General features: G+C 72.0%; 28 protein-coding genes and 1 riboswitch. Of the genes, 9 read left to right on the top strand and 19 right to left on the bottom strand.

Features of this window, described 5'->3' with window-relative positions:
• Together ACWEVN_RS33235 and ACWEVN_RS33230 are read right to left on the bottom strand one after the other, a co-directional pair.
• Positions 1-1,000 (bottom strand): glycine dehydrogenase (locus ACWEVN_RS33235; RefSeq protein WP_452053896.1); only part of this gene is annotated, 1,000 nt, incomplete at its 3' end.
• A 312-nt stretch (positions 1,001-1,312) separates the two neighbouring features.
• Positions 1,313-1,411: riboswitch (glycine riboswitch) on the bottom strand.
• A 42-nt stretch (positions 1,412-1,453) separates the two neighbouring features.
• The gene (locus ACWEVN_RS33230; protein ID WP_452053895.1) at positions 1,454-2,032 is read right to left on the bottom strand and encodes a MerR family transcriptional regulator; all 579 of its coding nucleotides are present in this window, start codon (positions 2,030-2,032) and stop codon (positions 1,454-1,456) included.
• Positions 2,033-2,310: 278 nt separating this feature from the next.
• On the opposite strand from ACWEVN_RS33230, the gene ACWEVN_RS33225 reads away from it, so the two are divergent.
• Positions 2,311-2,943, top strand: a complete 633-nt coding sequence (locus ACWEVN_RS33225; RefSeq protein WP_452053894.1) for a TetR/AcrR family transcriptional regulator — start codon at positions 2,311-2,313, stop codon at positions 2,941-2,943.
• Here the strand turns inward: ACWEVN_RS33225 and trxA are convergent.
• The 8 genes from trxA to ACWEVN_RS33185 all read right to left on the bottom strand — a co-directional run bounded on the left by trxA (position 2,924) and on the right by ACWEVN_RS33185 (position 7,452).
• Positions 2,924-3,259, bottom strand: a complete 336-nt coding sequence (gene trxA, locus ACWEVN_RS33220) for a thioredoxin (protein WP_452053893.1) — start codon at positions 3,257-3,259, stop codon at positions 2,924-2,926. The genes ACWEVN_RS33225 and trxA overlap by 20 nt on opposite strands.
• A gap of 11 nt (positions 3,260-3,270) precedes the next feature.
• Complete coding sequence (locus ACWEVN_RS33215) at positions 3,271-3,666, bottom strand: MerR family transcriptional regulator (RefSeq protein WP_452053892.1); 396 nt, start codon at positions 3,664-3,666, stop codon at positions 3,271-3,273.
• Between the two features lie 42 nt (positions 3,667-3,708).
• Positions 3,709-4,182 carry a bifunctional nuclease family protein gene (locus ACWEVN_RS33210; RefSeq protein WP_004559569.1) on the bottom strand — a complete coding sequence of 158 codons (474 nt, stop codon included), beginning with the start codon at positions 4,180-4,182 and terminating at the stop codon, positions 3,709-3,711.
• A gap of 216 nt (positions 4,183-4,398) precedes the next feature.
• Positions 4,399-5,145: a transcriptional regulator FtsR gene (ftsR, locus tag ACWEVN_RS33205; protein WP_449681723.1), complete on the bottom strand. Its 747-nt coding sequence runs from the start codon at positions 5,143-5,145 to the stop codon at positions 4,399-4,401.
• Positions 5,142-5,606, bottom strand: coding sequence for a glycogen accumulation regulator GarA (gene garA, locus ACWEVN_RS33200; protein ID WP_004559567.1), 465 nt, complete (start codon positions 5,604-5,606; stop codon positions 5,142-5,144). Before garA ends, ftsR begins: the two co-directional genes overlap by 4 nt.
• 114 nt (positions 5,607-5,720) lie before the next feature.
• Positions 5,721-6,107: a glycine cleavage system protein GcvH gene (gcvH, locus tag ACWEVN_RS33195; RefSeq protein ID WP_013226819.1), complete on the bottom strand. Its 387-nt coding sequence runs from the start codon at positions 6,105-6,107 to the stop codon at positions 5,721-5,723.
• Positions 6,108-6,196: 89 nt separating this feature from the next.
• Positions 6,197-6,811, bottom strand: coding sequence for a CDP-alcohol phosphatidyltransferase family protein (locus tag ACWEVN_RS33190; protein WP_452053891.1), 615 nt, complete (start codon positions 6,809-6,811; stop codon positions 6,197-6,199).
• Positions 6,812-7,245: 434 nt separating this feature from the next.
• The gene (locus ACWEVN_RS33185) at positions 7,246-7,452 is read right to left on the bottom strand and encodes a hypothetical protein (RefSeq protein WP_310973026.1); all 207 of its coding nucleotides are present in this window, start codon (positions 7,450-7,452) and stop codon (positions 7,246-7,248) included.
• Between the two features lie 276 nt (positions 7,453-7,728).
• Between ACWEVN_RS33185 and ACWEVN_RS33180 the strand changes: the two genes are divergently transcribed.
• Both ACWEVN_RS33180 and ACWEVN_RS33175 read left to right on the top strand, forming a co-directional pair.
• Positions 7,729-8,232: a hypothetical protein gene (locus tag ACWEVN_RS33180; RefSeq protein ID WP_452053890.1), complete on the top strand. Its 504-nt coding sequence runs from the start codon at positions 7,729-7,731 to the stop codon at positions 8,230-8,232.
• A gap of 23 nt (positions 8,233-8,255) precedes the next feature.
• On the top strand, positions 8,256-8,651 hold the full coding sequence (locus ACWEVN_RS33175) for a hypothetical protein (protein WP_452053889.1): 396 nt from the start codon (positions 8,256-8,258) through the stop codon (positions 8,649-8,651).
• 4 nt (positions 8,652-8,655) lie between these two features.
• On the opposite strand, the gene ACWEVN_RS33170 is transcribed toward ACWEVN_RS33175, so the two are convergent.
• Together ACWEVN_RS33170 and ACWEVN_RS33165 are read right to left on the bottom strand one after the other, a co-directional pair.
• Positions 8,656-10,350, bottom strand: a complete 1,695-nt coding sequence (locus tag ACWEVN_RS33170; protein WP_452053888.1) for an AMP-binding protein — start codon at positions 10,348-10,350, stop codon at positions 8,656-8,658.
• 11 nt (positions 10,351-10,361) lie between these two features.
• Positions 10,362-11,204, bottom strand: coding sequence for a crotonase/enoyl-CoA hydratase family protein (locus ACWEVN_RS33165; RefSeq protein WP_452053887.1), 843 nt, complete (start codon positions 11,202-11,204; stop codon positions 10,362-10,364).
• Positions 11,205-11,339: 135 nt separating this feature from the next.
• Here ACWEVN_RS33165 and ACWEVN_RS33160 point away from each other — a divergent pair, with 135 nt between their 5' ends.
• Together ACWEVN_RS33160 and ACWEVN_RS33155 are read left to right on the top strand one after the other, a co-directional pair.
• Positions 11,340-12,215 carry an alpha/beta fold hydrolase gene (locus tag ACWEVN_RS33160; RefSeq protein WP_452053886.1) on the top strand — a complete coding sequence of 292 codons (876 nt, stop codon included), beginning with the start codon at positions 11,340-11,342 and terminating at the stop codon, positions 12,213-12,215.
• 1 nt (position 12,216) lies between these two features.
• Positions 12,217-12,744 (top strand): AAA family ATPase, encoded by a 528-nt coding sequence (locus ACWEVN_RS33155; RefSeq protein ID WP_452053885.1) that lies wholly within the window; start codon positions 12,217-12,219, stop codon positions 12,742-12,744.
• Positions 12,745-12,897: 153 nt separating this feature from the next.
• Here ACWEVN_RS33155 and cobA read toward each other — a convergent pair whose 3' ends face one another.
• The 7 genes from cobA to rpmB form a co-directional block, all read right to left on the bottom strand.
• Positions 12,898-14,118: a uroporphyrinogen-III C-methyltransferase gene (gene cobA / locus ACWEVN_RS33150; protein WP_452053884.1), complete on the bottom strand. Its 1,221-nt coding sequence runs from the start codon at positions 14,116-14,118 to the stop codon at positions 12,898-12,900.
• A 47-nt stretch (positions 14,119-14,165) separates the two neighbouring features.
• Complete coding sequence (locus ACWEVN_RS33145; protein WP_452053883.1) at positions 14,166-16,037, bottom strand: vWA domain-containing protein; 1,872 nt, start codon at positions 16,035-16,037, stop codon at positions 14,166-14,168.
• Positions 16,034-17,095 (bottom strand): ATP-binding protein, encoded by a 1,062-nt coding sequence (locus ACWEVN_RS33140; protein WP_452053882.1) that lies wholly within the window; start codon positions 17,093-17,095, stop codon positions 16,034-16,036. Before ACWEVN_RS33140 ends, ACWEVN_RS33145 begins: the two co-directional genes overlap by 4 nt.
• A 90-nt stretch (positions 17,096-17,185) precedes the next feature.
• A complete protein-coding gene (rpsR, locus tag ACWEVN_RS33135) occupies positions 17,186-17,440 on the bottom strand; it encodes a 30S ribosomal protein S18 (RefSeq protein WP_449681734.1) in 255 nt (84 codons plus the stop codon).
• Positions 17,437-17,742, bottom strand: coding sequence for a 30S ribosomal protein S14 (rpsN, locus tag ACWEVN_RS33130; RefSeq protein ID WP_452053881.1), 306 nt, complete (start codon positions 17,740-17,742; stop codon positions 17,437-17,439). Before rpsN ends, rpsR begins: the two co-directional genes overlap by 4 nt.
• Positions 17,742-17,909 (bottom strand): 50S ribosomal protein L33, encoded by a 168-nt coding sequence (rpmG, locus tag ACWEVN_RS33125; RefSeq protein WP_003091682.1) that lies wholly within the window; start codon positions 17,907-17,909, stop codon positions 17,742-17,744. The genes rpsN and rpmG overlap by 1 nt, the downstream gene beginning before the upstream one ends.
• Complete coding sequence (gene rpmB / locus ACWEVN_RS33120) at positions 17,909-18,145, bottom strand: 50S ribosomal protein L28 (RefSeq protein ID WP_003091680.1); 237 nt, start codon at positions 18,143-18,145, stop codon at positions 17,909-17,911. The genes rpmG and rpmB overlap by 1 nt, the downstream gene beginning before the upstream one ends.
• Before the next feature lie 79 nt (positions 18,146-18,224).
• Between rpmB and mrf the strand changes: the two genes are divergently transcribed.
• From mrf to ACWEVN_RS33100, 4 genes are read left to right on the top strand one after another with little or no spacing between them, the layout of a single operon-like run.
• Complete coding sequence (mrf, locus tag ACWEVN_RS33115; RefSeq protein ID WP_452053880.1) at positions 18,225-19,469, top strand: ribosome hibernation factor-recruiting GTPase MRF; 1,245 nt, start codon at positions 18,225-18,227, stop codon at positions 19,467-19,469.
• Positions 19,466-19,720 carry a type B 50S ribosomal protein L31 gene (locus ACWEVN_RS33110; protein WP_449681737.1) on the top strand — a complete coding sequence of 85 codons (255 nt, stop codon included), beginning with the start codon at positions 19,466-19,468 and terminating at the stop codon, positions 19,718-19,720. The genes mrf and ACWEVN_RS33110 overlap by 4 nt, the downstream gene beginning before the upstream one ends.
• The gene (gene rpmF, locus ACWEVN_RS33105; RefSeq protein WP_449681738.1) at positions 19,720-19,872 is read left to right on the top strand and encodes a 50S ribosomal protein L32; all 153 of its coding nucleotides are present in this window, start codon (positions 19,720-19,722) and stop codon (positions 19,870-19,872) included. The genes ACWEVN_RS33110 and rpmF overlap by 1 nt, the downstream gene beginning before the upstream one ends.
• Positions 19,869-20,918, top strand: coding sequence for a GTP-binding protein (locus ACWEVN_RS33100; RefSeq protein WP_452053879.1), 1,050 nt, complete (start codon positions 19,869-19,871; stop codon positions 20,916-20,918). Before rpmF ends, ACWEVN_RS33100 begins: the two co-directional genes overlap by 4 nt.
• The last annotated feature ends 28 nt before the right edge of the window (positions 20,919-20,946 follow it).

The following is a 20,946-nucleotide window of genomic DNA, read 5'->3' as shown; positions in this document are numbered from 1 at the left end:
CCTTCTCGCGGCGGATGTGCTGTTCGCGCGTCTGCAGGGCGAGCCGGTACGCGGGCGTGCCGTCGGCGTCCTTCGCGACGCCGACCAGCCGGCCGGGCAGCTGCCGCTCCAGGCCTTTGCGCACGGCGAGGTAGGCGGCGTGCGGGCCGCCGAAGCCGAGCGGCACGCCGAACCGCTGCGTCGAGCCGACGGCGACGTCGGCGCCGAGCTCGCCCGGGGGCCGCAGCAGGGTGAGGGCGAGCGGGTCGGCGGCGACGACCACGGCCGCGCCGTGCTTCTTGGCCTCGGCGATGGTGAGGTCGAGTTCGCGGACCGCGCCGGACGCGCCGGGGTAGGACAGGAGGACGCCGAAGAAGTCGCCGCCGAGCCCGAGCCCGGTCAGCCCCTGGGAGAGGTCCTCGACGACGAGTTCGATGCCCAGCGGTTCGGCCCGCGTCCGCAGCACGGCGAGGGTCTGCGGCAGGGTGTCTTCGTCGACGACGAACCGATTCGACGTGGTCTTCCCGGCCCGGCGCACGAGGGTCATCGCCTCGGCGGCCGCGGTGGCTTCGTCGAGCAGGGAGGCGTTGGCGACCGGGAGGGCGGTCAGCTCCGCGACCATCGTCTGGAAGTTGAGCAGCGCTTCGAGCCGCCCTTGGGAAATTTCGGGCTGGTAGGGCGTGTAGGCGGTGTACCAGGCCGGGTTCTCGAGGACGTTGCGGCGGATGACGGGCGGGGTGAAGGTGTCGTGGTAGCCGAGCCCGATCATCGCGGCGGTGAGCCGGTTCCGGGCGGCGAGCTCGCGAAGTTCGGCGAGGGCTTGGGCTTCGGAGGCGGCCGGCGGCAGTTCGAGCGGCTGCGCGGATTCCCGCAGCGACTCCGGCACGGCCCGTTCGGCGAGTTCGTCGAGGGAGGCGACGCCGATGACGTCGAGGATGTGGCGCAACTCGGCCGGCCCGGGCCCGAGGTGCCGGTCGGCGAAGGGAATGCCCTGTTCGAGGGAGGCGAGTGACGGATCCACGATGGCCTCCTGGGGACAGCGGAGCATTACTCGACCGACTCTAGAACGGACGGACGAGCGGGAGGTGACCACGGCGGGGGTCCGGGGGCGGAGCCCGCCGGGCGGGGTGTGGGGGTCGCACCCCCACAGAACACTCCGGAGGGTTCGGGACGAGCGCTTTCCGCGAGCGCAGCTCTCCCGAACCCGGAGGAACCCTCCCCGCTCTGTCTGACCCCGAGGGGCGCCTGAGAGTTTCGCCCGCAGGTTGAGCCGGGCTTGCACCGTCGGCGGGGCCATCAGGGTGTGTCCTGACGACCCGCTTTCCAGAGGCGTCTCGTCCGCGCGGTCCAGGGTGCCTGAGAGGTTCCGGGGAGGACTTGCTCCTTCGGCGCCGAGCTCAAGGTGTGACTCGGACTCTCCCGCGCGGATTCGTCGACCGCACGGTGAACCTTACTCTGTCTGCCGCAGCGGTGATCACCCGGTCTTGCGGGCGTTGCGGCGCTGGGTGAGTTCGTCCGGTTCGTGCGTCTCGACGATGCCGCCGTCGGCGCGTTCGGCCGGGAACTCGTGGATGGTGCCGCTGATTTCCTGCATCGCGCCGCTGACCGCGATGCCGAAGACGCCTTGACCGCCCTGGAGCAGGTCGACGATCTCCTCCGGCGAGGTGCACTCGTACACCGTGGTGCCGTCGGAGAACAGCGTCACCCGGGCGAGGTCGCGGACGCCGCGGAGGCGGAGGTGGTCGACCGCGACGCGGATGTTCTGGAGCGAGACGCCGGTGTCGAGCAGGCGCTTGACGACCTTGAGGACGAGGATGTCCTTGAACGAGTAGAGCCGCTGCGAGCCGGAGCCGTGCGCGGTGCGGATGCTGGGCGCGACCAGCTTGGTCCGGGCCCAGTAGTCGAGCTGGCGGTAGGTGATCCCGGCGATCTGGCACGCCGCCGGACCGCGGTACCCCACCAGCTCGTCGGGCAGCGAGTTGTCGGGGAACAGTTCCCCTTGCTCCCCGGTCGCGACCTCGACAGGCTGCTTCTCGGAACCAGCCTCGACCACGCAAGCCTCCCCTCGCCCGACCTGGTGGCCGGCGAATGACAGCCGGACGGCCCCAGGAGCGGGGCCCGCCGGAGATCAATCACCACGGTCCGGCCCCAGACCGTGAATCACACCGTGGCGATTTCTCTTCTTCGACGGTAAGCGCCCGGACAGTGCCGGTCAACGCGACGCGCGGCAAGCCCAGGCGGTCGGCTGACCCTTTGCGCCGTTCGCCGTACCCCCTCCGGCGTGATCCAAACCCCTTGACCGGATTTACTCAGCCGAGTAACTTTTTACTCATGCAAGTAAACCCTGACCTCATGGCCGAACTGGGCCTTAGCGTCACCGAGGCCGCGCGCCGGGCCCAGATCATCGGCGCCACCATCGGCGTCCTCGCCGACCTGGGCTACCGCCGGACGACCTTCGCCAAGATCAAGGAGCGGGCCGGGCTCAGCAGCACCCGGCTGATCTCCTACCACTTCACGAACAAGGCCGGCCTGATGCAGGCCGTGCTCAGCACGGTCGTCGAGACGAAGGCCGGCTTCCTGACCGAGCGCACCGGCGGGGGCCTCGACCCGGCCGACCGCCCTGGCTACCTGCGGGCGCACATCGAGACGTCGGTGGCGTTCCTGCGGGCCTACCCCGAGTGCGTCCGGGCGCTGACGGAGCTGGCGGCCAACGCCGACGACGCCGACGGCTGGGTGATGACGAAGGTGCTGGTCGACGACCTGCGCGTGCACGGACTGGCCCGCCAGCTGAAGCAGGGCCAGGCCGAAGGCGCCTTCGGCGAGTTCACGCCCGAGGTGATGGCCATGTCGATCGCCCAGGCCATCGACGGCGTCGCCGCGGCCTACGCCGCCGACCCGGCGCTGGACCTGGAGCGGTACGGGCGCGAGCTGGCGGACACGTTCGTCAAAGCGACGGCGCCGTGAGGGCCCGGTCGAGCCGCTCTTCGATGCGGGCCTTCGGGAACGCGCCGACGATCGTCTCGACCGGCTCGCCGCCGCGGAAGAGGATCATCGTCGGCAGGGACATGACCTGGTAGGACCGGGTGGTCTCCGGGTTCTCGTCGGCGTTGATCTTCCGGACGGCGAGCGCGCCGTCCCGCTCGGCGGCCAGCTGCGCGAGCACCGGGCCGACCATCCGGCACGGGCCGCACCAGGTGGCCCAGAACTCGACGAGCACGGGGACGTCGCTGCCGAGGACTTCGGCGAAGGTCGCATCGGTGACAACCGCAACTTCGGACAAGGCAGGCTCCTTCAGGGGCGCGGGGAATCGGGCACGACACACGGATCGGGCGCCTGCCGGTCGAGGGCGGCGGCGAGTTTCGCGGCCAGTTCGCCGCGGATGCCGCCGAGCCGCGCGAGAAGCGCGTCGGCTTCTTCGAGCTTGCGCCGGTAGACCTCGATGGAGTTCGCGCAGGAGTCGCCGGTCTCGTGGCCGCTGCGCAGGCATTCGACGAACGGGCGCGTCTCCTCGAGCGTCAGGCCGACCGTCCGGAGGGTCTGGATCTCCTGGACCAGCTGGAGGTCGTCCTCGCCGTAGTCGCGGTAGCCGTTGGCCGAGCGCCGGGCCAACAGAAGGCCCTGGTCCTCGTAAAACCGCAGCGCACGGGTGGTGACACCCGTGCGCTGCGCCAGTTCTCCGATCCGCATGCCCTCGACGTTAGACGTTGACGTCCACGTCAAGGCAAGGAATCAGGTGTCTGCTCCGCGGAAGTCTTCCGGGGAAACCGAGTCGAGGAACTCGCGGAACTTCTCGACTTCGTCTTCCTGCTCGTCCGGGATGATCAGGCCGGCTTCCTCCAGCACCGAATCCACGGCGTGGATGGGGACGCCGATCCGCAGGGCCAGCGCGACCGAGTCGCTCGGCCGGGCGGACACCCGGATGTCGCCGTCGAACACGAGCTCCGCGAAGAACGTGCCCTCCTTCAGGTCGGTGATGACGACCTGCTCGAGCTCCCGGCCGAGCGCTCCGATGACCTCTTTCAGCAGGTCATGCGTGAGCGGGCGGGCGGGGCGGACCCCCTGCTGCTCCAAGGCGATGGCGGTGGCTTCGACCGAGCCGATCCAGATCGGCAGGTACCGTTCACCCTCGGTTTCCCGCAGCAACAAGATCGGCTGATTCGCGGGCAGCTCGACCCGCACACCGACGACGCGCATTTCGCTCATCGGGCTTCGCCTCCCTCTCGTGCACACGGGCTGCAGCGCTGAACCGGCTTCACGCCCATACTCCCGACGCTACCCGTCATCCGTGCGCTGTGCTCGCTGTCCGGACTCTCTCGGTTCGCCTGCCGCAAACCCGTGCCTTCACGGTACGGCATGCGGTGCCGAACATTCAGTCATTGACATGGGACCGCAAAGAGGATCTCACTCCCCCGTTATCGATCAACACCCCGCGACGCCGCGGATTCCCGCCTTCACGAGCAGCGTGTGCAGGGTCACCGACAGTGCCGCGAGCTCCCGCACCACCTCGTCGGCCCGGGACTTGGCCTCCGGGTCGCGGTGCCGGTACACCGGCGTCACGATCTGCTCCAGCAGCCCGACCTCGCGGTCGGCCGCGGCGCGGAAGGCCCGCAGGTGTCTCGGTTCGATGCCGAATTCGGTCATCGCCTTCACCGTCCGCGCGACCAGGACCGCGTCCGGGTCGAAGAACCCGGCGGGACCGGGCCGGACCAGGCCGTACTGCTGCAGCTCGGCCAGCGCGGCCGCGTCGATGCCCGCCTGGTCCAGGAGCTCCTCCTGGGTCAGCCGCAGCTCCTTGCCCGGGGTGAAGTCGGCCGCCACGGGCAGGCCGACGTTCTCCGCCGGCGCGTCGATCGGGACCAGCCGGCGCGGCGGGCGGGGCAGCGCCGCGGCGGGCCCGGCCCCCGAGTCCGCCGCGTCCAGCTGTTCCTTGATGACCTTCAACGGGAGGTAGTGGTCCCGCTGGGCGGCCAGGACGAACCTCAGTCGCTCCACGTCCGCCGCGGCGAACTGCCGGTAGCCCGACGGCGTCCGGCCCGGCGTGACCAGGCCTTCGGCTTCGAGGAACCGGATCTTGGAGATGGTGACATCGGGGAAGTCCCCGCGCAGCTGCGCGAGGACCGCCCCGATGCTCAGTCCGTGGTTCTGTGGCCGTCCGGCCGCCGTCACTGCGCCCCCTGGCCCCCGTGCCCCGGGCCGGTCAGGAAGACCAGGCGGAACTTCCCGATCTGCACCTCGTCGCCGCCGGCGAGCACGGCCTGGTCGACCGGCTCGCGGTTGACGTAGGTGCCGTTGAGGCTGCCGACGTCGATGACGACGAACTCGCCGCCCTCACGCCGGAATTCGGCGTGCCGGCGGGAGACCGTGACGTCGTCGAGGAAGATGTCGCTGTCCGGGTGCCGCCCGGCGCTGGTGGTGTCGCGGTCGAGCAGGAATCGCGACCCCGCGTTCGGCCCGCGCTTCACGACCAGCAGCGCCGAACCCGGGGGCAGCGCGTCGACACCCTGGACCGGGGCTTCCGGGGCGGGCTCGCGACCTTCGGCTTCGGCCAGGAAATCGGCCCGGAAGACAGAGGTCCGCTCCGGAGACTGCTCCGGGGGAACGCCGCCGGGCCCGTCGTTCGTGCTCACCTGAGCTCTCCTCCACACATGCTGTGTTGCCAGTACTCAAGAACGTGTAGCTGCCAACGTACCGTGCCTGATCGATTCTCCGAGCCCCGGCTCCCCGAACCGGCGGAGCGGGCTTCAGCCCTTGGTCAGCGCGTCGTACGCCTCGGCTTCGAGCAGGGCTTCCAGGCCCGCCGGGTCGTCGAGCCGGATCTCGATCAGCCAGCCCTCGCCGTAGGGGTCGCTGTTGATGAGTTCCGGCGAGTCGGCGACGGCGTCGTTGACCGCGACGACCTCCCCGTCGACCGGCGCGAACAGCTCGGAGACGCTCTTGGTCGACTCGACCTCGCCGAAGACGTCGCCCGCGCTCACCTGCCGGCCGACGTCGGGCAGGTCGACGAACACGACGTCGCCGAGCTGGTCCTGCGCGTACTCGGTGATGCCGACGCGCACGAGGGTGTCCTCGCCGCGGGTGGCGACCCACTCGTGTTCCTCGGTGTAGCGAAGCTCTTCAGGAGCGGACACCGCCGGTCCCCTTTCATGCCCTCACTGGAAGTGTTGGGCGAAGTCTTACACCCACACGGCCCAGCCGCCCGCCACGGCCCGGCGGAAGCTCACTCCGCGGCATCGCCGCGCAGGGCGTTGCGCGCCTGGACGACGTAGAGGACACCGGACCAGACGTAGAGGACGGCGCCCCAGATGGTGAAGGCGTACCCGATCGGCCGAGCGACCGCGGCGACGTCCGAGCCACCCTGCGCGAGCAGCAGGAAGGGGAAGGCGTACATGAGGACGAAGGTGGCCCCCTTCCCGAGGTAGGTGACCTCGGGCGGCGCGAAGCCCCGGCGCCGGAGGGTGACGACGCAGACGCCGAGCACGGCCTCCCGCAGGACGAGCGGAACGACGACCCACCACGGGATGATGTCGCGCACGAGGAAGGCGACCAGGGTGGCCAGGATGTAGAGCCGGTCGGCGGCGGGGTCCAGCAGCTGCCCGAGCCGCGACATCTGGTTGAGCCAGCGGGCGAGCTTCCCGTCGAGCCAGTCGGTCAGCGCGCTGAAGACGAGCAGGGCGAGCGCCCAGCCGTCTTCCCGGGGGCCGAGCAGCAGCCAGAGGAAGACGGGCACCCCGGCCAGCCGCAGCAGGGAGAGGATGTTGGGGACGTTCAGGGCCTGCCGCAACAACGACGGTTCGGCAGCCTGAGCGGCGGGTTCGGGGGCGGCTGTGCTCACGGGGCCATTAAACAGCGGGGCCGGGGCGGGGCGCCCGGTGGTGCGGTGGCCGGGTGGGGTGTGTTGCGGGGTTGGCCGGAGAAGCCTGCGCGAGGCGGCGGCCGGGTTGCAGGTCGCCGCGGGCATGCGGGGCGGCCTCGCCGACGTGGCCGGCGCGCGGGCGGCTCAGTCGGAGGGACCTGCTCGACGCGGCAGATGGCTTGCGAACTCGCCACGGCAACCAAGGCGGCCTCGCCGGCGCGGTGGCCGGGCCGCTCGACGCGGCGGCGAGCCGACACATCGAAGCGCGCCTACCAGCGGGCGCCGGCGCAGCTCGGCCGGGATGCGGCCGCTACAACGCGGAGCTACCGGGCAGAAGCACAACTGACCCAGATCCGGCGACCACCCCGGCAGCGAAGGCCGGGCCACCCCATCGGCGCAGCCCGGCGTCACGCTCAGCTCGCGCGGTGGTGGCTCCACCCGCGGCGCTGCAGTTCAGCGCTGCTCAACGACTCGGGGCGGCCGCGGAAATCGGTGCCCATCCAGCGGGCTCGGCCGGCTCGTCCTTCGAGGACGTACGGGCGGCCGCAGCACCAGACCACGGTGCTCGGGACGGTCGGCGGACTGGACGGGTCTTCGGTGCTCACTGCGTCGGCGTTCATCGCTCTCACGGGTTCGGGACGGGGATTCGGGACGGGGAAGCTCTTCGGCCTCCACCAAGATCTTCGGCACGCGAGGCCGGATCGTTAACCGTTCCGGCCCGGATTAGACCGATCGATTCTTGATGGCAGTGGGAGGTTTCGGAGCGTGAACGGAATGTTAATCGTCCATTGTGGACACCCTTTGGGCGGCCACCGGGCCGGGGTGCCGGAGCGCTGTTGTAATCTCCGGCACACCCGTGGGCACGCCACGGGACCACAGCGGGAGGAAGGATCGCGGTGCCCCACCCGACCACCACGAGGACGTGGCTCGCGGCCTGCCTCGCCCTGCCCGTCCTCGCCGCCTGCTCCGGGGATCCCGCCGCGCAGGCTCCCCCGGCTCCTCCGTCCGTGACGCCGCCACCCTCCGTGACGACGTCGGCCGGTACCCCGCCGCCTGCGCCCGGTACCTCCGGCAGCGAGTCCGCGCCGCCCGCCGTGACCAGGCCGTCCGGGCCGCCTCCGTCGGTGCCCGGGTCGTGCGGGACCGTCGCCGCCGCCAGCGGGCTGACGCTCTACGTCTTCGACAGCGGCGCTGCCGGGGTCAGCTGCGTCGCCGCCACGAAGCTGGTCGGCGACTTCCACCGCAAGATCGCCGGCCGCCAGGGCGCCGGCTCGAACGACGCGGTGAACGAGACCGTGGACGGCTGGCTGTGCACCTCCGGACCGCCCGCCGCCCAGGGCGGCACCACCTGCACCAAGGGCGAGCAGACGGTCTTCGCCGCCGTCGTGCCGTCCGAATGAGTCCGATCCGATCCCGAGGGGCCATGAAGACACTCGCCTACCCCCTGCTGCTCGTCGCCGCGGCCGCCGTGCTGGCCGGCTGCGGCAGCGACCCGGCGCCCGCCGCGCTCTCCTCCGAGGCGCCCGTGCCCGCCGCAGCCGCCGCCGCGGGGTCGACGGCCCCCGGCGTGCCCTGCGGCGACGTCACCGGCACGGGTGGCGCGAAGACGGCCGTCGTCGCGCACGGCAAGGTCGACTGCGCCGCGGCGACGAAGCTGCTCACGGACTACTTCGCGAAGCTGACCCCGGCCGAGGCGAACGACGCCGACGGCCCGGGCCCGGTCGTCCTCGACGAGTGGACGTGCGGCAGCGGCGCGAACGACCCCGTGACGGCGTGCTCGACCGAGGACGGCCGCCAGGTCGAAGGCACCCGCGGCTGAGTCCTCAGGACTTGAGGTCCGGGAAGTCCTCCTCGCGGAACTCGGTCCCCGCACCCCGCGCCGGGTCGCTCTCGCGGCCCCGCAACTCGACCCGGCGGATCTTGCCCGAGATCGTCTTCGGCAGCTCCGCGAACTCCAGCCGCCGGATGCGCTTGTACGGCGCCAGGTGCTCGCGGCAGTACGCCAGGATCGACCGCGCGGTCCCGGCGTCCGGCGCGAAGCCCGCAGCCAGCACGACGTACGCCTTGGGCACCGCGAGCCGGATCGGGTCGGGGGCCGGGACGACCGCGGCCTCGGCCACCGCCTCGTGCTCGATCAGGACGCTCTCCAGCTCGAACGGCGAGATCCGGTAGTCCGACGCCTTGAACACGTCGTCGGTGCGCCCGACGTAGGTGATGTAGCCGCGTTCGTCGATCGAACCGACGTCCCCCGTGTGGTAGAAACCGCCGGCGAAGGCCGTCGACGTGCGCTCGTCGTCACCGGCGTAACCGGTCATCAGGCCCACCGGCCGGTGCGCGAGGTCCAGGCAGATCTCGCCCTCGGCGGCGCGTTCGCCGCTGACCGGGTCGACCAGCGCCACCACGAACCCCGGCAGCGGGCGGCCCATCGAGCCGGGCACGACGTCCTGGCCCGGCGTGTTGGCGATCTGGACGCTGCTTTCGGTCTGGCCGAAGCCGTCGCGGATGGTGACGCCCCACGCCTTCTCGACCTGGTCGATCACCTCGGGGTTCAGCGGCTCCCCGGCACCCACCACCTTGCGCGGCGGCGTCTTCAGCGCGGTCAGGTCGGCCTGGATGAGCATCCGCCACACCGTCGGCGGCGCGCAGAAGCTGGTGACACCGCAGCGGTCCATCTGCGCCATCAGCGCGCCCGCGTCGAACCGGCTGTAGTTGTAGAGGAACACCGTCGCCTCGGCGTTCCAGGGCGCGAAGAAGTTGCTCCACGCGTGCTTCGCCCAGCCGGGCGAGGAGATGTTCAGGTGGACGTCGCCGGGTTCCAGGCCGATCCAGTACATCGTGGACAGGTGGCCCACCGGGTAGGAGACGTGCGTGTGCTGCACCAGCTTCGGCTTCGCGGTCGTGCCGGAGGTGAAGTACAGCAGCAGCGGGTCGCCGGCCTTGGTCGGGCCGTCCGGGGTGAACTCCGGGGACTCGGCGGACGCGGCCGAGTACGCGTGCCAGCCCTCGACCGGCTCCCCGACCGCGATCCGCGTGTAGCCGCCCTCGATGCCGGCGAACTTCGGCGCGTCGACCGAGCGGACGACGACGTGCTTCGCCGCGCCGCGCTCCACGCGGTCGGTCAGGTCGGCCGGCCCGAGCAGCGTCGAGGCCGGGATGATCACCGCGCCGAGCTTGATCGCGGCGAGGATCGTCTCCCACAGCTCGCCCTGGTTGCCCAGCATGAGGATGAGCCGGTCGCCGCGGCGGACGCCGAGCGAGCGCAGCCAGTTCGCCACCTGGTTGGACCGGCCGGACATCTCCGGGTAGGTCCAGCGGTTCTCGCGGCCGTCCTCCTCGACGATCCACAACGCGTACCGCTCGGCGTTGTCCGGGTCGTGCGCGACGACGTCGAACCAGTCGATCGCCCAGTTGAACTCGTCGAACTCCGGCCACGCGAAGTCGCGGTACGCCGTGTCGTAGTCCTCGCGGTGGGCCTGCAGGTAGTCCCGCGCGACGCGGAACGCGTGGTGGACGCTCACGCTGCCTCCTTCTACTCGCCCCGGAACTCCGGCGCGCGGCGTTCCAGGAAGGCCTGGACCGCCTCGCCGAGGTCCTTGCTGGGCAGGAACGCCGAGTTCCACGCCGCGACGTACCGGAGGCCGTCGGCGACCTGGCGCTCGGTGTTCGCCGCCAGTACCTGCTTCGTACCCTGCACCACCAGCGGCGGGTTCGCAGCGATCTCGCCGGCGAGTTCGCGGGCGGCCGTCAGCAGCGCCTCCTGGTCCGGGTGGACGTCGTTGACCAGGCCGATCTTCTCGGCGCGGGCGGCGTCGATGTCCTTGCCGGTGAGGGCGAGCTCGCGCAGGTGCCCCTCGCCGATGATCGAGGCGAGCCGCTGGAGGCTGCCGAGGTCGGCGACGATGGCGACGCGCACCTCGCGGACGCTGAACTTGGCGTCGGCGCTGGCCAGGCGGACGTCGGCGGCCGCGACGACGTCGACCCCGCCGCCGATGCACCAGCCCGAAACGGCCGCGACGACCGGTTTGCGGCATTCCGCGATCGAGCTGACCGCCGCCTGCAGCGACCGGACCTGGTCGAGGAACGCCGTCCGCGGGCCGGCCAGGTTGTCCCCGCCCAGCATCGGCGCCCAGTCGCCCATCATCGCGGGCAGGTCGAGGCCGTAGGAGAAGTGCTTGCCGCTGCCGGTCAGCACCACGGCCCTGACCTGCGGGTCGGCGTCCAGCGCGCGGAAGACCAGGGGCAGCTCGCGCCAGAAGTCCGGGCCCATCGCGTTGCCCTTGGACGGGCCGAGAAGCGTCACTTCGGCCACATGGCCGGCGACGTCGACCTTGAGGGACACCAGGTCGGGCAGACTGTCAGCAGTAGCGGTCATGGGGTCATCTTGACCCATGCCCGCGGGCACCCGCCATTGGCACCTTGTCAATTGCCCTCCCGGGTCACTGTGCCGGCCCGGCCGGGGGATGCTTTCCTGGAAGAACCGGCACCGACACGGGGAGGACGGTGGGACATGAGCCCGGCCAGCGCGACCGCGATCGAGTCCGAACCCCCGTCCGCGCCGGTCCGGCGGGCCTCCCGCCCGATCGAGCTGACCGGCTCGTTCGACCACGAGGGCCACCGGCTCTGGTACACCGAGTTCGGCAGCGGCGACAAGGTCGTCGTGCTCACCCATGGGATCATGCTGACCCGCCGGATGCACGCGCCGCTCGCCCGCCGGCTGGCCCGCGCGGGCTTCCGGGTAATCACCCTCGACCTGCTCGGCCACGGCGACTCCGACCGGCCGACCGAGTCGTGGCTGTACTCGATGCCGTCGTTCGCCGAGCAGACCCTGGCCCTGCTCGATCACCTCGAGGTGGACTCCGCCGTCATCGGCGGGACGTCACTGGGCGCGAACGTCTCCCTGGAGGTGGCGGTGCGGGCACCCGCGCGGGCGCGCGGGCTGATCGTCGAGATGCCGGTGCTGGACAACGCGATCGTCGCCGGGCTGGTCACCTTCGCACCGCTGCTGATGGCGGCCCGGTTCCTGCCGTTCACCGTGCAGGCGGTGGCGCTGGCGGCGTCGGCGGTCCCGCACGGAAACCAGTGGGTCGACGTCGTCACGGACACGCTCTCCCAGCGTCCGGCCCCGATGGCGGCACTGCTGCACGGGGTGCTGTTCGGCCGGATCGCGCCGCCGAAGTCGGTGCGCCGCAAGATCTCGACGCGCGCGCTGGTGATCGGTCACCAGGGCGACCCGATCCACCCGTTCGGCGACGCGGACACCTTGGCCGTCGACATGCCGGACGCGGAGTTCGTCCAGGCCCGCAGCCCGGTCGAGCTGCGGTTCGACCCGACCCGGTTGTCGGACGCGATCCGGGATTTCGCCGCGAGCTGCTACGAGAACTGACATGCCTCTGGTGTGGGTGACCGGCAACGCGGGGGCCGGCAAATCGGCGGTCTGCGCGCTCCTGAAGGAGCGAGGCGAGCTCGCGGTCGACGCGGACAACGAGGGCTACCACCACTGGGCGGACCGGGCGAGCGGCGAAGTCGTCCCCGATCCGCCCGACCCGGTGCCGGCGGGCTGGCTCGACCGCTTCGGGTGGCGGATCAGCCGTGCCAAGGTCGAGGCCCTGGCGGCCCGGGCGGCCGGCGGGGTCGCGTTCTTCTGCGGCTGCCCCGAGAACCACGAGGACGTGCGGGACCTGTTCGACCTCGTGATCTGCCTGGTGATCGACGAAGACACGCTCCGCCACCGGCTCCTGACCCGCACGTCGAACAGCTTCGGCAAGCACCCCGAGGAGCTGGCGGCGGCCCTCGCCGACAACGCCTACCACCACCCCGGCGCCACGATCATCGACGCAACCCGCCACCTCCCCGAAGTCGCCGACGCAATCCTCGCCGCCGCCCGCCGGTTGCGTTCCCCCGATCTCACGTGATCAGAGCCGGATCTCGCGTGATTGAGCACGTAACTCGCGTGATTGGGCGCGTAACTCGCGAGTTCCGGCTTCAATCACGCGAGTTCCGGCCCCGATCACACGAGTCACGGCCCCAGTCACGCGAGTTACGGCCCCAGTCACGCGGAAGTGGCGTCAGGACACGGGGGCGAGGCCGGCCACCGGGCCGATCACGATGACCGCGGGCGGGCGGACTGCGGAGGCGGCCGCGTCGGTGACCACCGTGTCCAAAGTGGAGCGGAGGGAGCGCTGGGTGCGCATCGTGCCGTCCTCGATGATCGCGACCGGGGTGTCGGCCGGGCGGCCGCCGTCCAACAACGCCTTCGCGAACTGCGGGAGGCGCTCGACGCCCATCATCAGGACGATCGTGCCGCGCATACGGGCCAGGAGCTCCCAGTCCACCAGGGACCGGTCGTCGCCGGGGGCGACGTGGCCGGAGACCACCACGACTTCGTGCGCGACGCCGCGGTGGGTGACCGGGACGTCCGCGACCGCCGGGACCGCGAACGCGCTCGTGATGCCCGGGACCATCGTGACCGGGACGCCCACCTCGGCGCAGGCCAGCACCTCTTCGAAGCCGCGGCCGAACAGGTACGGGTCGCCGCCCTTGAGGCGGACGACGAACTTGCCCTCCTTGGCGCGCTCGATCAGCGTGCTGTTGATGACGTCCTGGCTGGCCGCGCGGCCGTAGGGGATCTTCGCGGCGTCGACGATCTCGACCTCGGGCGCGAGCTCGTCGAGCAGCTCGCGGGGCGCCAACCGGTCCACCACGACGACGTCCGCGCGCGAAAGCAGCCGCCGGCCGCGGACCGTGATCAGCTCCGGGTCGCCCGGGCCGCCGCCGACCAGCGCCACGCCGGGCAGGGTGCCCTCCGGGTGCGGACGGCGGCCGTCTTCGATCGTGCCGTTGTGCAGGCCGTCGAGCATCGAGTCGCGGACCGCCGCCGAGCGCAGCGGCTCGCCGCCGGAGAGCACCCCGAACAGCAGGCCGCCGTGCCGTCCGGACGCCGGAGTCACCGCCGAACCGGACTCGCCTTCGTCGGCGCGGACGCAGAACACCCGCTCCCGCTCGGCTTCGGCGCAGACGGCGGCGTTCACGTCGGGGTCGTCCGTGCAGGCCAGCGCGTACCAGGCGTCGCGGAGGTCGCCTTCCTCATAACGCCGTTCGTGCCAGACGAGCTCGCCCGCGTCCACCATCCCCTGCACCGACGGCGTCGTGTGCGGCGACACCAGTTCGACGCGGGCGCCCGCGCTGATCAGCCGGGGCAGCCGGCGCTGGGCCACGGAACCGCCGCCGATCAGCACGACGCGGCGGCCGCTCAGCTGCAGGCCGGAGAGGTAGTGCGGGTCGTCCATGCGCCGGAGTTTATTGGGCCGGGAGCCGCGCGCCAGCCCAGCGTGGGTCATGCCACGCGGAAGACCGGCCCGCGGGCTGCGAACGGCAGCCGCGCACCCCGCGGCACCAGGTAGGCGTGCTCCCGCCGCGGCCGGACGTGGTCGCACTGCGCGTCGGTGATGATCAGGATCGGCCCGTCCGCAGGGAAGTCCGCGGCCCGCTGCAGCAGGTCGACGCCGGGCTGCAGGATCGTCCCGCCGCGCCCGCGGACCTTGACCCGGCCCGCGATGTCCTCGACCGCGAGGTAGCCGGCGTCGTAGGCGACGGCGTCGCAGAACACCACGCGCGCCGCCGGGACGTCCCGGGCCAGCGCGTACGACGCGATCGCGCCCAGCGCCTTGCCGAGCAGCTCCGCGTTCATCGACCCCGAGGTGTCCAGCACCACGCCGAAGGTGACGCGCCGGTCGAGGTGGTCCGGCCGGACGCGGCCCGGGCGTGGGATGTCCGGCGTCGAGGACTGGCGGCGCGACGCCCGCGCGTAGCTGCGCACCGGCAGCTCCACCCGGACGTGCTCGTCGAACCAGCGGGCCAGCTGCGCGTCCCACGGCAGCGGCGGGTGGTCGAGAGCCCGGATCTCCTGCTCCAGCCCGGCCGGCAGCAGCCCGCGGCCCTGCGCGCGGTGGTACTCCAGGCCCTGGGTGAGCGCCCGGCGGTAGAACTCGTCGAGGTCGACGCCCCGGGTGCGGTCGTCCCACGGCGCCGGCCGCGCGTCCCGGCGGGAGGAGCGGCGCCGGACCGCGTCCGGTGCGGACAGCCAGTCGCCGAGCACGTCCCCGGCCTCGCGCGAGCCCAGGGTCACCAGCTTCCGGGCCCGCCGGATGTCGGTGGTCAGCGTGTCGTACACCGATTCCGCGGACATCCCGGTGAGCTGCTGGTCGTGCAGGCTGCCGTGGGGCAGCTCGCCCACGCCCATCGCGACGAGCCAGCCGTTGACGACGTAGTCGCAGGCGACGTTCCAGAGGTAGGGCTCGCGGCCCAGGGCCCGCCGGTCGTGCCGCAGCGCCGCGTGCAGCATCTCGTGGGCCAGCACGAACCGCCACTCCTCGGCGGTCAGGTCGGCGGCCGGGTTGACGTAGATCTCGCCGTGCTCGGCGTCGACCGCGGCCAGGGAAATGTCCCACGCGCGGACCACCTCGGTGTCGGCGACCAGGGTGAACCCGGCCGCGACCGCGCCGAGCAGCGGGAACGACGAGACGAACCAGGACAGCGCGCGGTCCCACTCCCCCGTGGCCCGCCGGTGGCGGGTCCGGCCGCGCGCGTCGGCGGCGCGTTCCATGGCCTCGGTGGCCGACGCGATCAGCCCGCGGGCGAACCGTTCGGTCCAGGGCGTCGGCTTCCCGTGGTACTGCCGCTGCCAGCGGGACATCGGCTCGCCGAGCACCAGGCACGGCCGGCCGGTGCCCAGGTCGGCGAACGGCGCCGGGACGCCGGTTTCCCGCCAGGCGCGGGTCAGGGCCGCCTCCTCGGTGCCCGGGAGTTCGGGCAGGTCCAGCACCGCGGTCCCGACCCGCACCGCTTCCGCGAACCGGTGGACGGCGACGCAGCACGCGGCGGCGTAGACCGGGTCGACTTCGCGGCCCGGCGTGACCGCTTTCGCCTCGGCGAGCCGGTCTTCGTCGAGGTGGCCGAGGCCGAGGTGCAGCAGCAGGTGCGCGAACACCCACGCCCACTCGCCCGCCTCGGCGTCGCGGGCGCGGTTCGGCGTGATCGTCCCGCGGTCGCTGACGACGGCCCAGCCGGCGCCGGTGCTCTCGGTGCTCAGGCTCGCACCCCGGCCGAGGTGCTCGAGGACGGTGTGCGAGCGGACCTGCGCCCAGCCGTCGGCGATCGCCTTGTTCCGGCGTTCGCGGCGCTGGGCCTCGGCGCGGGCGTTGCTCATGCCCGCGCCGCCACCAGCCGCGGCAGGTCACGGGCCGCCTCGACCAGGAACCACGACGGCAGCCGCGGGTTCCCGGCTTCGTCGTCGGCGATGACCAGCTGGGCCATCTCGAGGGAGATTTCGGCCAGCTCGACCAGGAGGCTCTTCGCGCGGAAGGCGAACTGGCGCACGGCGGCCGAGGCGTGCCGCTTGTCCGCGGGCAGGTCCTTGACCAGCCGCGCGCGGAACGTCTCGGCGAGGAAGTAGAGCAGGTCGCGGTCGGCCGGCTCGGCGGGCCAGCGCGCGTCGCCCTTGAGGATCGCCTCGAGGTCGAAGGCGTGCCGGGCGACCTTGAGGTACGCGCGGAAGGCGCCGGCGTGGGCCGGGGTGAGGGTCGCGTACGCCAGCAGCGCGATCGTCTCGTCGTCGGCCGGGTCGCCCGCGGAGTGCAGGAGGTCCGAGAGCATGTGCCAGGACCGCGGCGTGGAGAACGGCTCCTCGGTCTTCGGCGGCGGGCTCCACAGGTGGTCCGGGCGCTGGGTCAGGTACTCGATCACCCACGGGTGGATGCCGTTCCCGGCGGCCCAGGCGAGCCAGTCGCCCGGCGCGGCCCGCAGGTGGACGTGCACCAGGCGGTTGACCAGGGCCGAGGCCATCGGCCGGGCCAGGGCCTGGTCGGTGGCGCGATTGCCGGCGCCGATCACGACCGAGCCCGCCGGCAGCTCGTAGGAGCCGATGCGGCGGTCGAGGATGAGCGAGTAGAACGCCTTCTGGACGTCGGGTGCGGCGGCGTTCAGCTCGTCGAGGAACAGGCAGTACGGCTCGTCGCGGGCGATCTGCTCCGGCGGGCAGAACCGGCTGCGGCCGCCGGTGATCTGCGGGACGCCGATCAGGTCTTCGGGGGCGAGCTGGGTGCCCAGCAGCGAAACGCAGTCCAGGCCCAGCGACGCGGCGAAGTCGCGCACCAGCGAGGACTTCCCGATCCCGGGCGCGCCCCAGAGGAACACCGGCCGCACGACGGCGGTGGTGAGCAGGAGCTCGGGCAGCCGGGCGGGCGTGACCGTGAGCTGGGCGTGCAAGCGTGGACCTCCTGTGCGTCAGGACATCCTCCTGCGACGCCCCCTTTCTTACGCCCATGATCGCGCGCCACCCGGCTTCGCGCATCCGATTTAGCTCGCGCGGCCCGCGGACGGATACGGCAACAGGGCCATTTCGCGCGCGTTCTTGATCGCCGTGGCGACCTGTTTCTGTTGCTGCGGCGTCAATCCCGTCACCCGGCGGGCGCGGATCTTGCCGCGGTCGGAGACGAACTTCCGCAGCAGGTCGACGTCCTTCCAGTCGACGTGGGTGATCTTGTTGGCGTGCAACAGGTTCACCTTGCGCTTGCCCGGGCGGTCGCGGGGCGGCTTCGGCATCCGGCTCACCAGCTCGACTTCGCGACGCCGGGCAGCTCACCGCGGTGCGCGGCGTCGCGCATCTTCACCCGCGACAGCCCGAACTTCCGCAGGTACCCCCGCGGACGGCCGTCCGCGGCGTCCCGGTTGCGGATCCGCGTCGGGCTCGCGTCGCGCGGCAGCTTCTGCAGCGCGACGACCGCGTTCGCCTTCTCCTCCGACGGCGACGCGGGCGAGGCGATGACGGCCTTCAGCGCGCGGCGGCGTTCGACGTACCGCGCGGCGATCACCTTCCGCTGCTCGTTCTTCGCGATCTTCGACTTCTTGGCCATCAGCGCTCTTCCTTGAACTCGACGTGCTTGCGCGCGACCGGGTCGTACTTGCGCAGGACCATCCGGTCCGGGTCGTTGCGGCGGTTCTTCTTGGTGACGTACGTGTAGCCGGTGCCCGCGGTGGACCGCAGCTTGATGATCGGCCGGACGTCGGTGCTCTTCGCCATTACAGCTTCACCCCCTTCGCCTTCAGCTCGGCGACGACGGCCTCGATGCCGCGCTTGTCGATCGTCTTCATGCCCTTGGCGGACACGCGCAGCCGCACCCAGCGGCCTTCGCTCGGCACGAAGTAGCGCCGGTTCTGCAGGTTCGGCTCCCACCGCCGGGACGTGCGGCGGTGCGAGTGCGAGACCTGCTTGCCGTAGCCCGGCTTGCGGCCGGTGACCTGGCACACGGCGGACAAAGGCCCTCCCGAGTTGATAGTGGTTTTCGTTTTCAGTTACTGTAGCGCACCGTACCCCGCCCGCATTCCTGGAGCACCTGTGACCCACCACCCCCGCGTCCCGCTCGTCCTCGTGAGCGGTCTGGTCGCCGGACCGAACGCCGCGCTCGCCGAGCTGCTGCGCGCGGCCGGGCCCGGCACCGCCGTCGTCCACCACGACCTGCGCGAGATCCACTCCGGCGTCGTCCGCCGCCGGCTGCGGCTGGGCGAGCGCGACGAGCTGACCGTGCTCGAACTGGCCCACGGCTGCGTGTCCTGCACCCTGCGGGAGGACCTGCTCCCGCTGCTGCGGCGGCTGGCCCGGCGCCCGGAGGTGACCCGGATCGTCTTCCGGCTCGACGAAGCGATGGAGCCGGAGCCGGTGAGCTGGGCGATCCGGAACGTCCTGGTCGGCGACCGGCCGGTGAGCGAGGACGTCGACCTGCGGGCCGTCCTGACCGTGGTCGACTGCGCGACCTGGCTGGCCGACGCGACCGGTGACGACGAGCTGGCCGACCGGAACCTGCAGGGCAGCCCCGAGGACGAGCGGACGGTCGCCCAGGTCGCGCTGGCCCAGGTGGAGTTCGCCGACGTCCTGGTGCTGGCCGGCGCGGCCACCGACGCGTGGAGCGCCGCGAAGGCGTCCGCGGTGCTCGACCGGGTGGCGCCGTCGATCCCCCGGGTCGAGCTGGCCCGGATCGACGGCGCGGGCGTGCTCGACGCCGTCCCGGCGAACGCCCGTCGCGGCGAGGTGACCGACATGCACGGCGCGCTACTGCGCGGCGAACCGCCGTGGCACGACGACTGCGGCATCGCCCTGCTGACCTTCACCGCGCGGCGGCCGTTCCACCCCGCGCGCCTGCACGACGCCCTCGACGTGCTGCTCGACGGCGTCGTGCGCACCCGCGGGCGCGCATGGGTGGCCAGCCGGCCCGACGTCGCGTTCTGGATCGAGTCGGCCGGCGGCGGGCTGGGCCTCGGCCACGCCGGACCGTGGCTCGCGTCGCCGGACGGTCCGAAGTGGACGGACGTCTCCCCCGAGCGGCGGACGCTGGCGTCCCTGCGCTGGGACCCGGTGCACGGTGACCGCGCTCAGGAACTCGTCGTGGTGACCGACCAGACAACGCCGGACGAGATCGACGCGGCCCTGCGCGGCGCTCTACTGACCGACGAAGAGCTCGCGGCCGGACCGGAAGCCTGGGCGCACTACCCCGACCCGTTCGGCGACTGGCACGAGGAACCGTGCGAGGACACCGAACCCGACCCGGCGCGGCACTCCGCGGCGAACCGAAAGGAAGAACGATGAAGACCGGAATCCACCCCGGCTACCACCCCGTGGTGTTCAAGGACTCGGCCACCGGGGACGCGTTCCTGACCCGCTCCACGATCACCTCCGACAAGACGATCGAGTGGTCCGACGGCCGCACCTACCCGCTGGTCGTGGTCGACATCAGCGCGTGGTCGCACCCGTTCTGGACCGGCACCCAGCGGATCATGGACAGCGCCGGCCAGGTCGAGAAGTTCCACCGCCGCTACGGGAAGCGAGGCACCCGCTGATGGCCGTGCCCAAACGGAAGACCTCGCGCAGCAACACGCGGTCCCGGCGGTCGCAGTGGAAGGCCGCCGTGCCGGACCTGGTGCCGATCACGGTCGACGGCAAGGTACAGCTGGTCCCACGCCGGCTGATGAAGCACTTCCACACGCGGTGAGCGTCCCGGTCACCGTCCTGTCCGGCTTCCTCGGCGCGGGCAAGACGACGCTGCTCAACCACATCCTGGGCAACCGGGCCGGCCTGCGGGTCGCGGTGATCGTCAACGACATGAGCGAAGTGAACATCGACGCCGCGCTGGTCCGCTCGCAGGAGCGGCTGGTCGAGCTGACCAACGGGTGCATCTGCTGCACCCTGCGGGAGGACCTCCTGGAGGAGGTCGCGGCGCTGTGCTCCGGCGGCCGCTTCGACCACGTGCTCATCGAGTCGAGCGGCATCTCCGAGCCGATGCCGGTGGCGGCGACGTTCACCTTCCTGGAGGCGGTCGCCCACCTCGACACGATGGTGACGGTGGTGGACGCGGCGAACTTCGCCCGGGAGCTGGCGGCCGGCGACTCCCTGGCGGAGCGCCGGCTCGACCAGTACGCCGGTGACGAGCGGACGGTGAGCGACCTGATGGTGGACCAGATCGAGTTCGCCGACGTCCTGCTGCTGAACAAGACCGACCTGGCCCCCGACGTCGACCGGCTCGTGGCGGTGCTGCGGCGGCTGAACCCGGCCGCCGACGTCGTCACGGGCGCCTTCGCGCAGGTGCCGCCGGAGCGGGTGTTCGGGACGGGCCGGTACGACGCCGTCCGGGCGCAGGAGGCTCCGGGCTGGGTGGCCGAGCTGAACGGCGACCACGTCCCGGAGACGGAGGAGTACGGGATCTCCGGCGTGGTGTTCCGCGCCGCGCGGCCGTTCGACCCGGCGGCGCTGTGGGACTTCGTGACCCGGCGGCTGGATTCCGGCGAGTTCGGGACGGTGCTGCGGTCGAAGGGGTTCTTCACGCTGGCGTCCCGGCCCGGGCTGACCGGGCTGTGGTCCCAGGCGGGCACGGTGGCACGCTTCGAGCCCCAGGGCGTCGCGGCCGAGCCGCGGCAGGAGCTGGTGTTCATCGGCGTCGACCTCGCCGGCGACGCGCTGCTCGCCGCTCTGGACAGCTGCCTCGGCGACGCGACCGGCCCGGACCCGTTCCCGGAGTGGGACCCGGTCCACGTGCACTGAACCCGGAACTCGCGTGATCAGAGCCGGA

The organism is Amycolatopsis sp. NPDC003861 (genome assembly GCF_053605405.1).
Note: the sequence above shows the minus strand (reverse complement) of the source record. Positions and strands in the feature narration are given on the sequence as shown.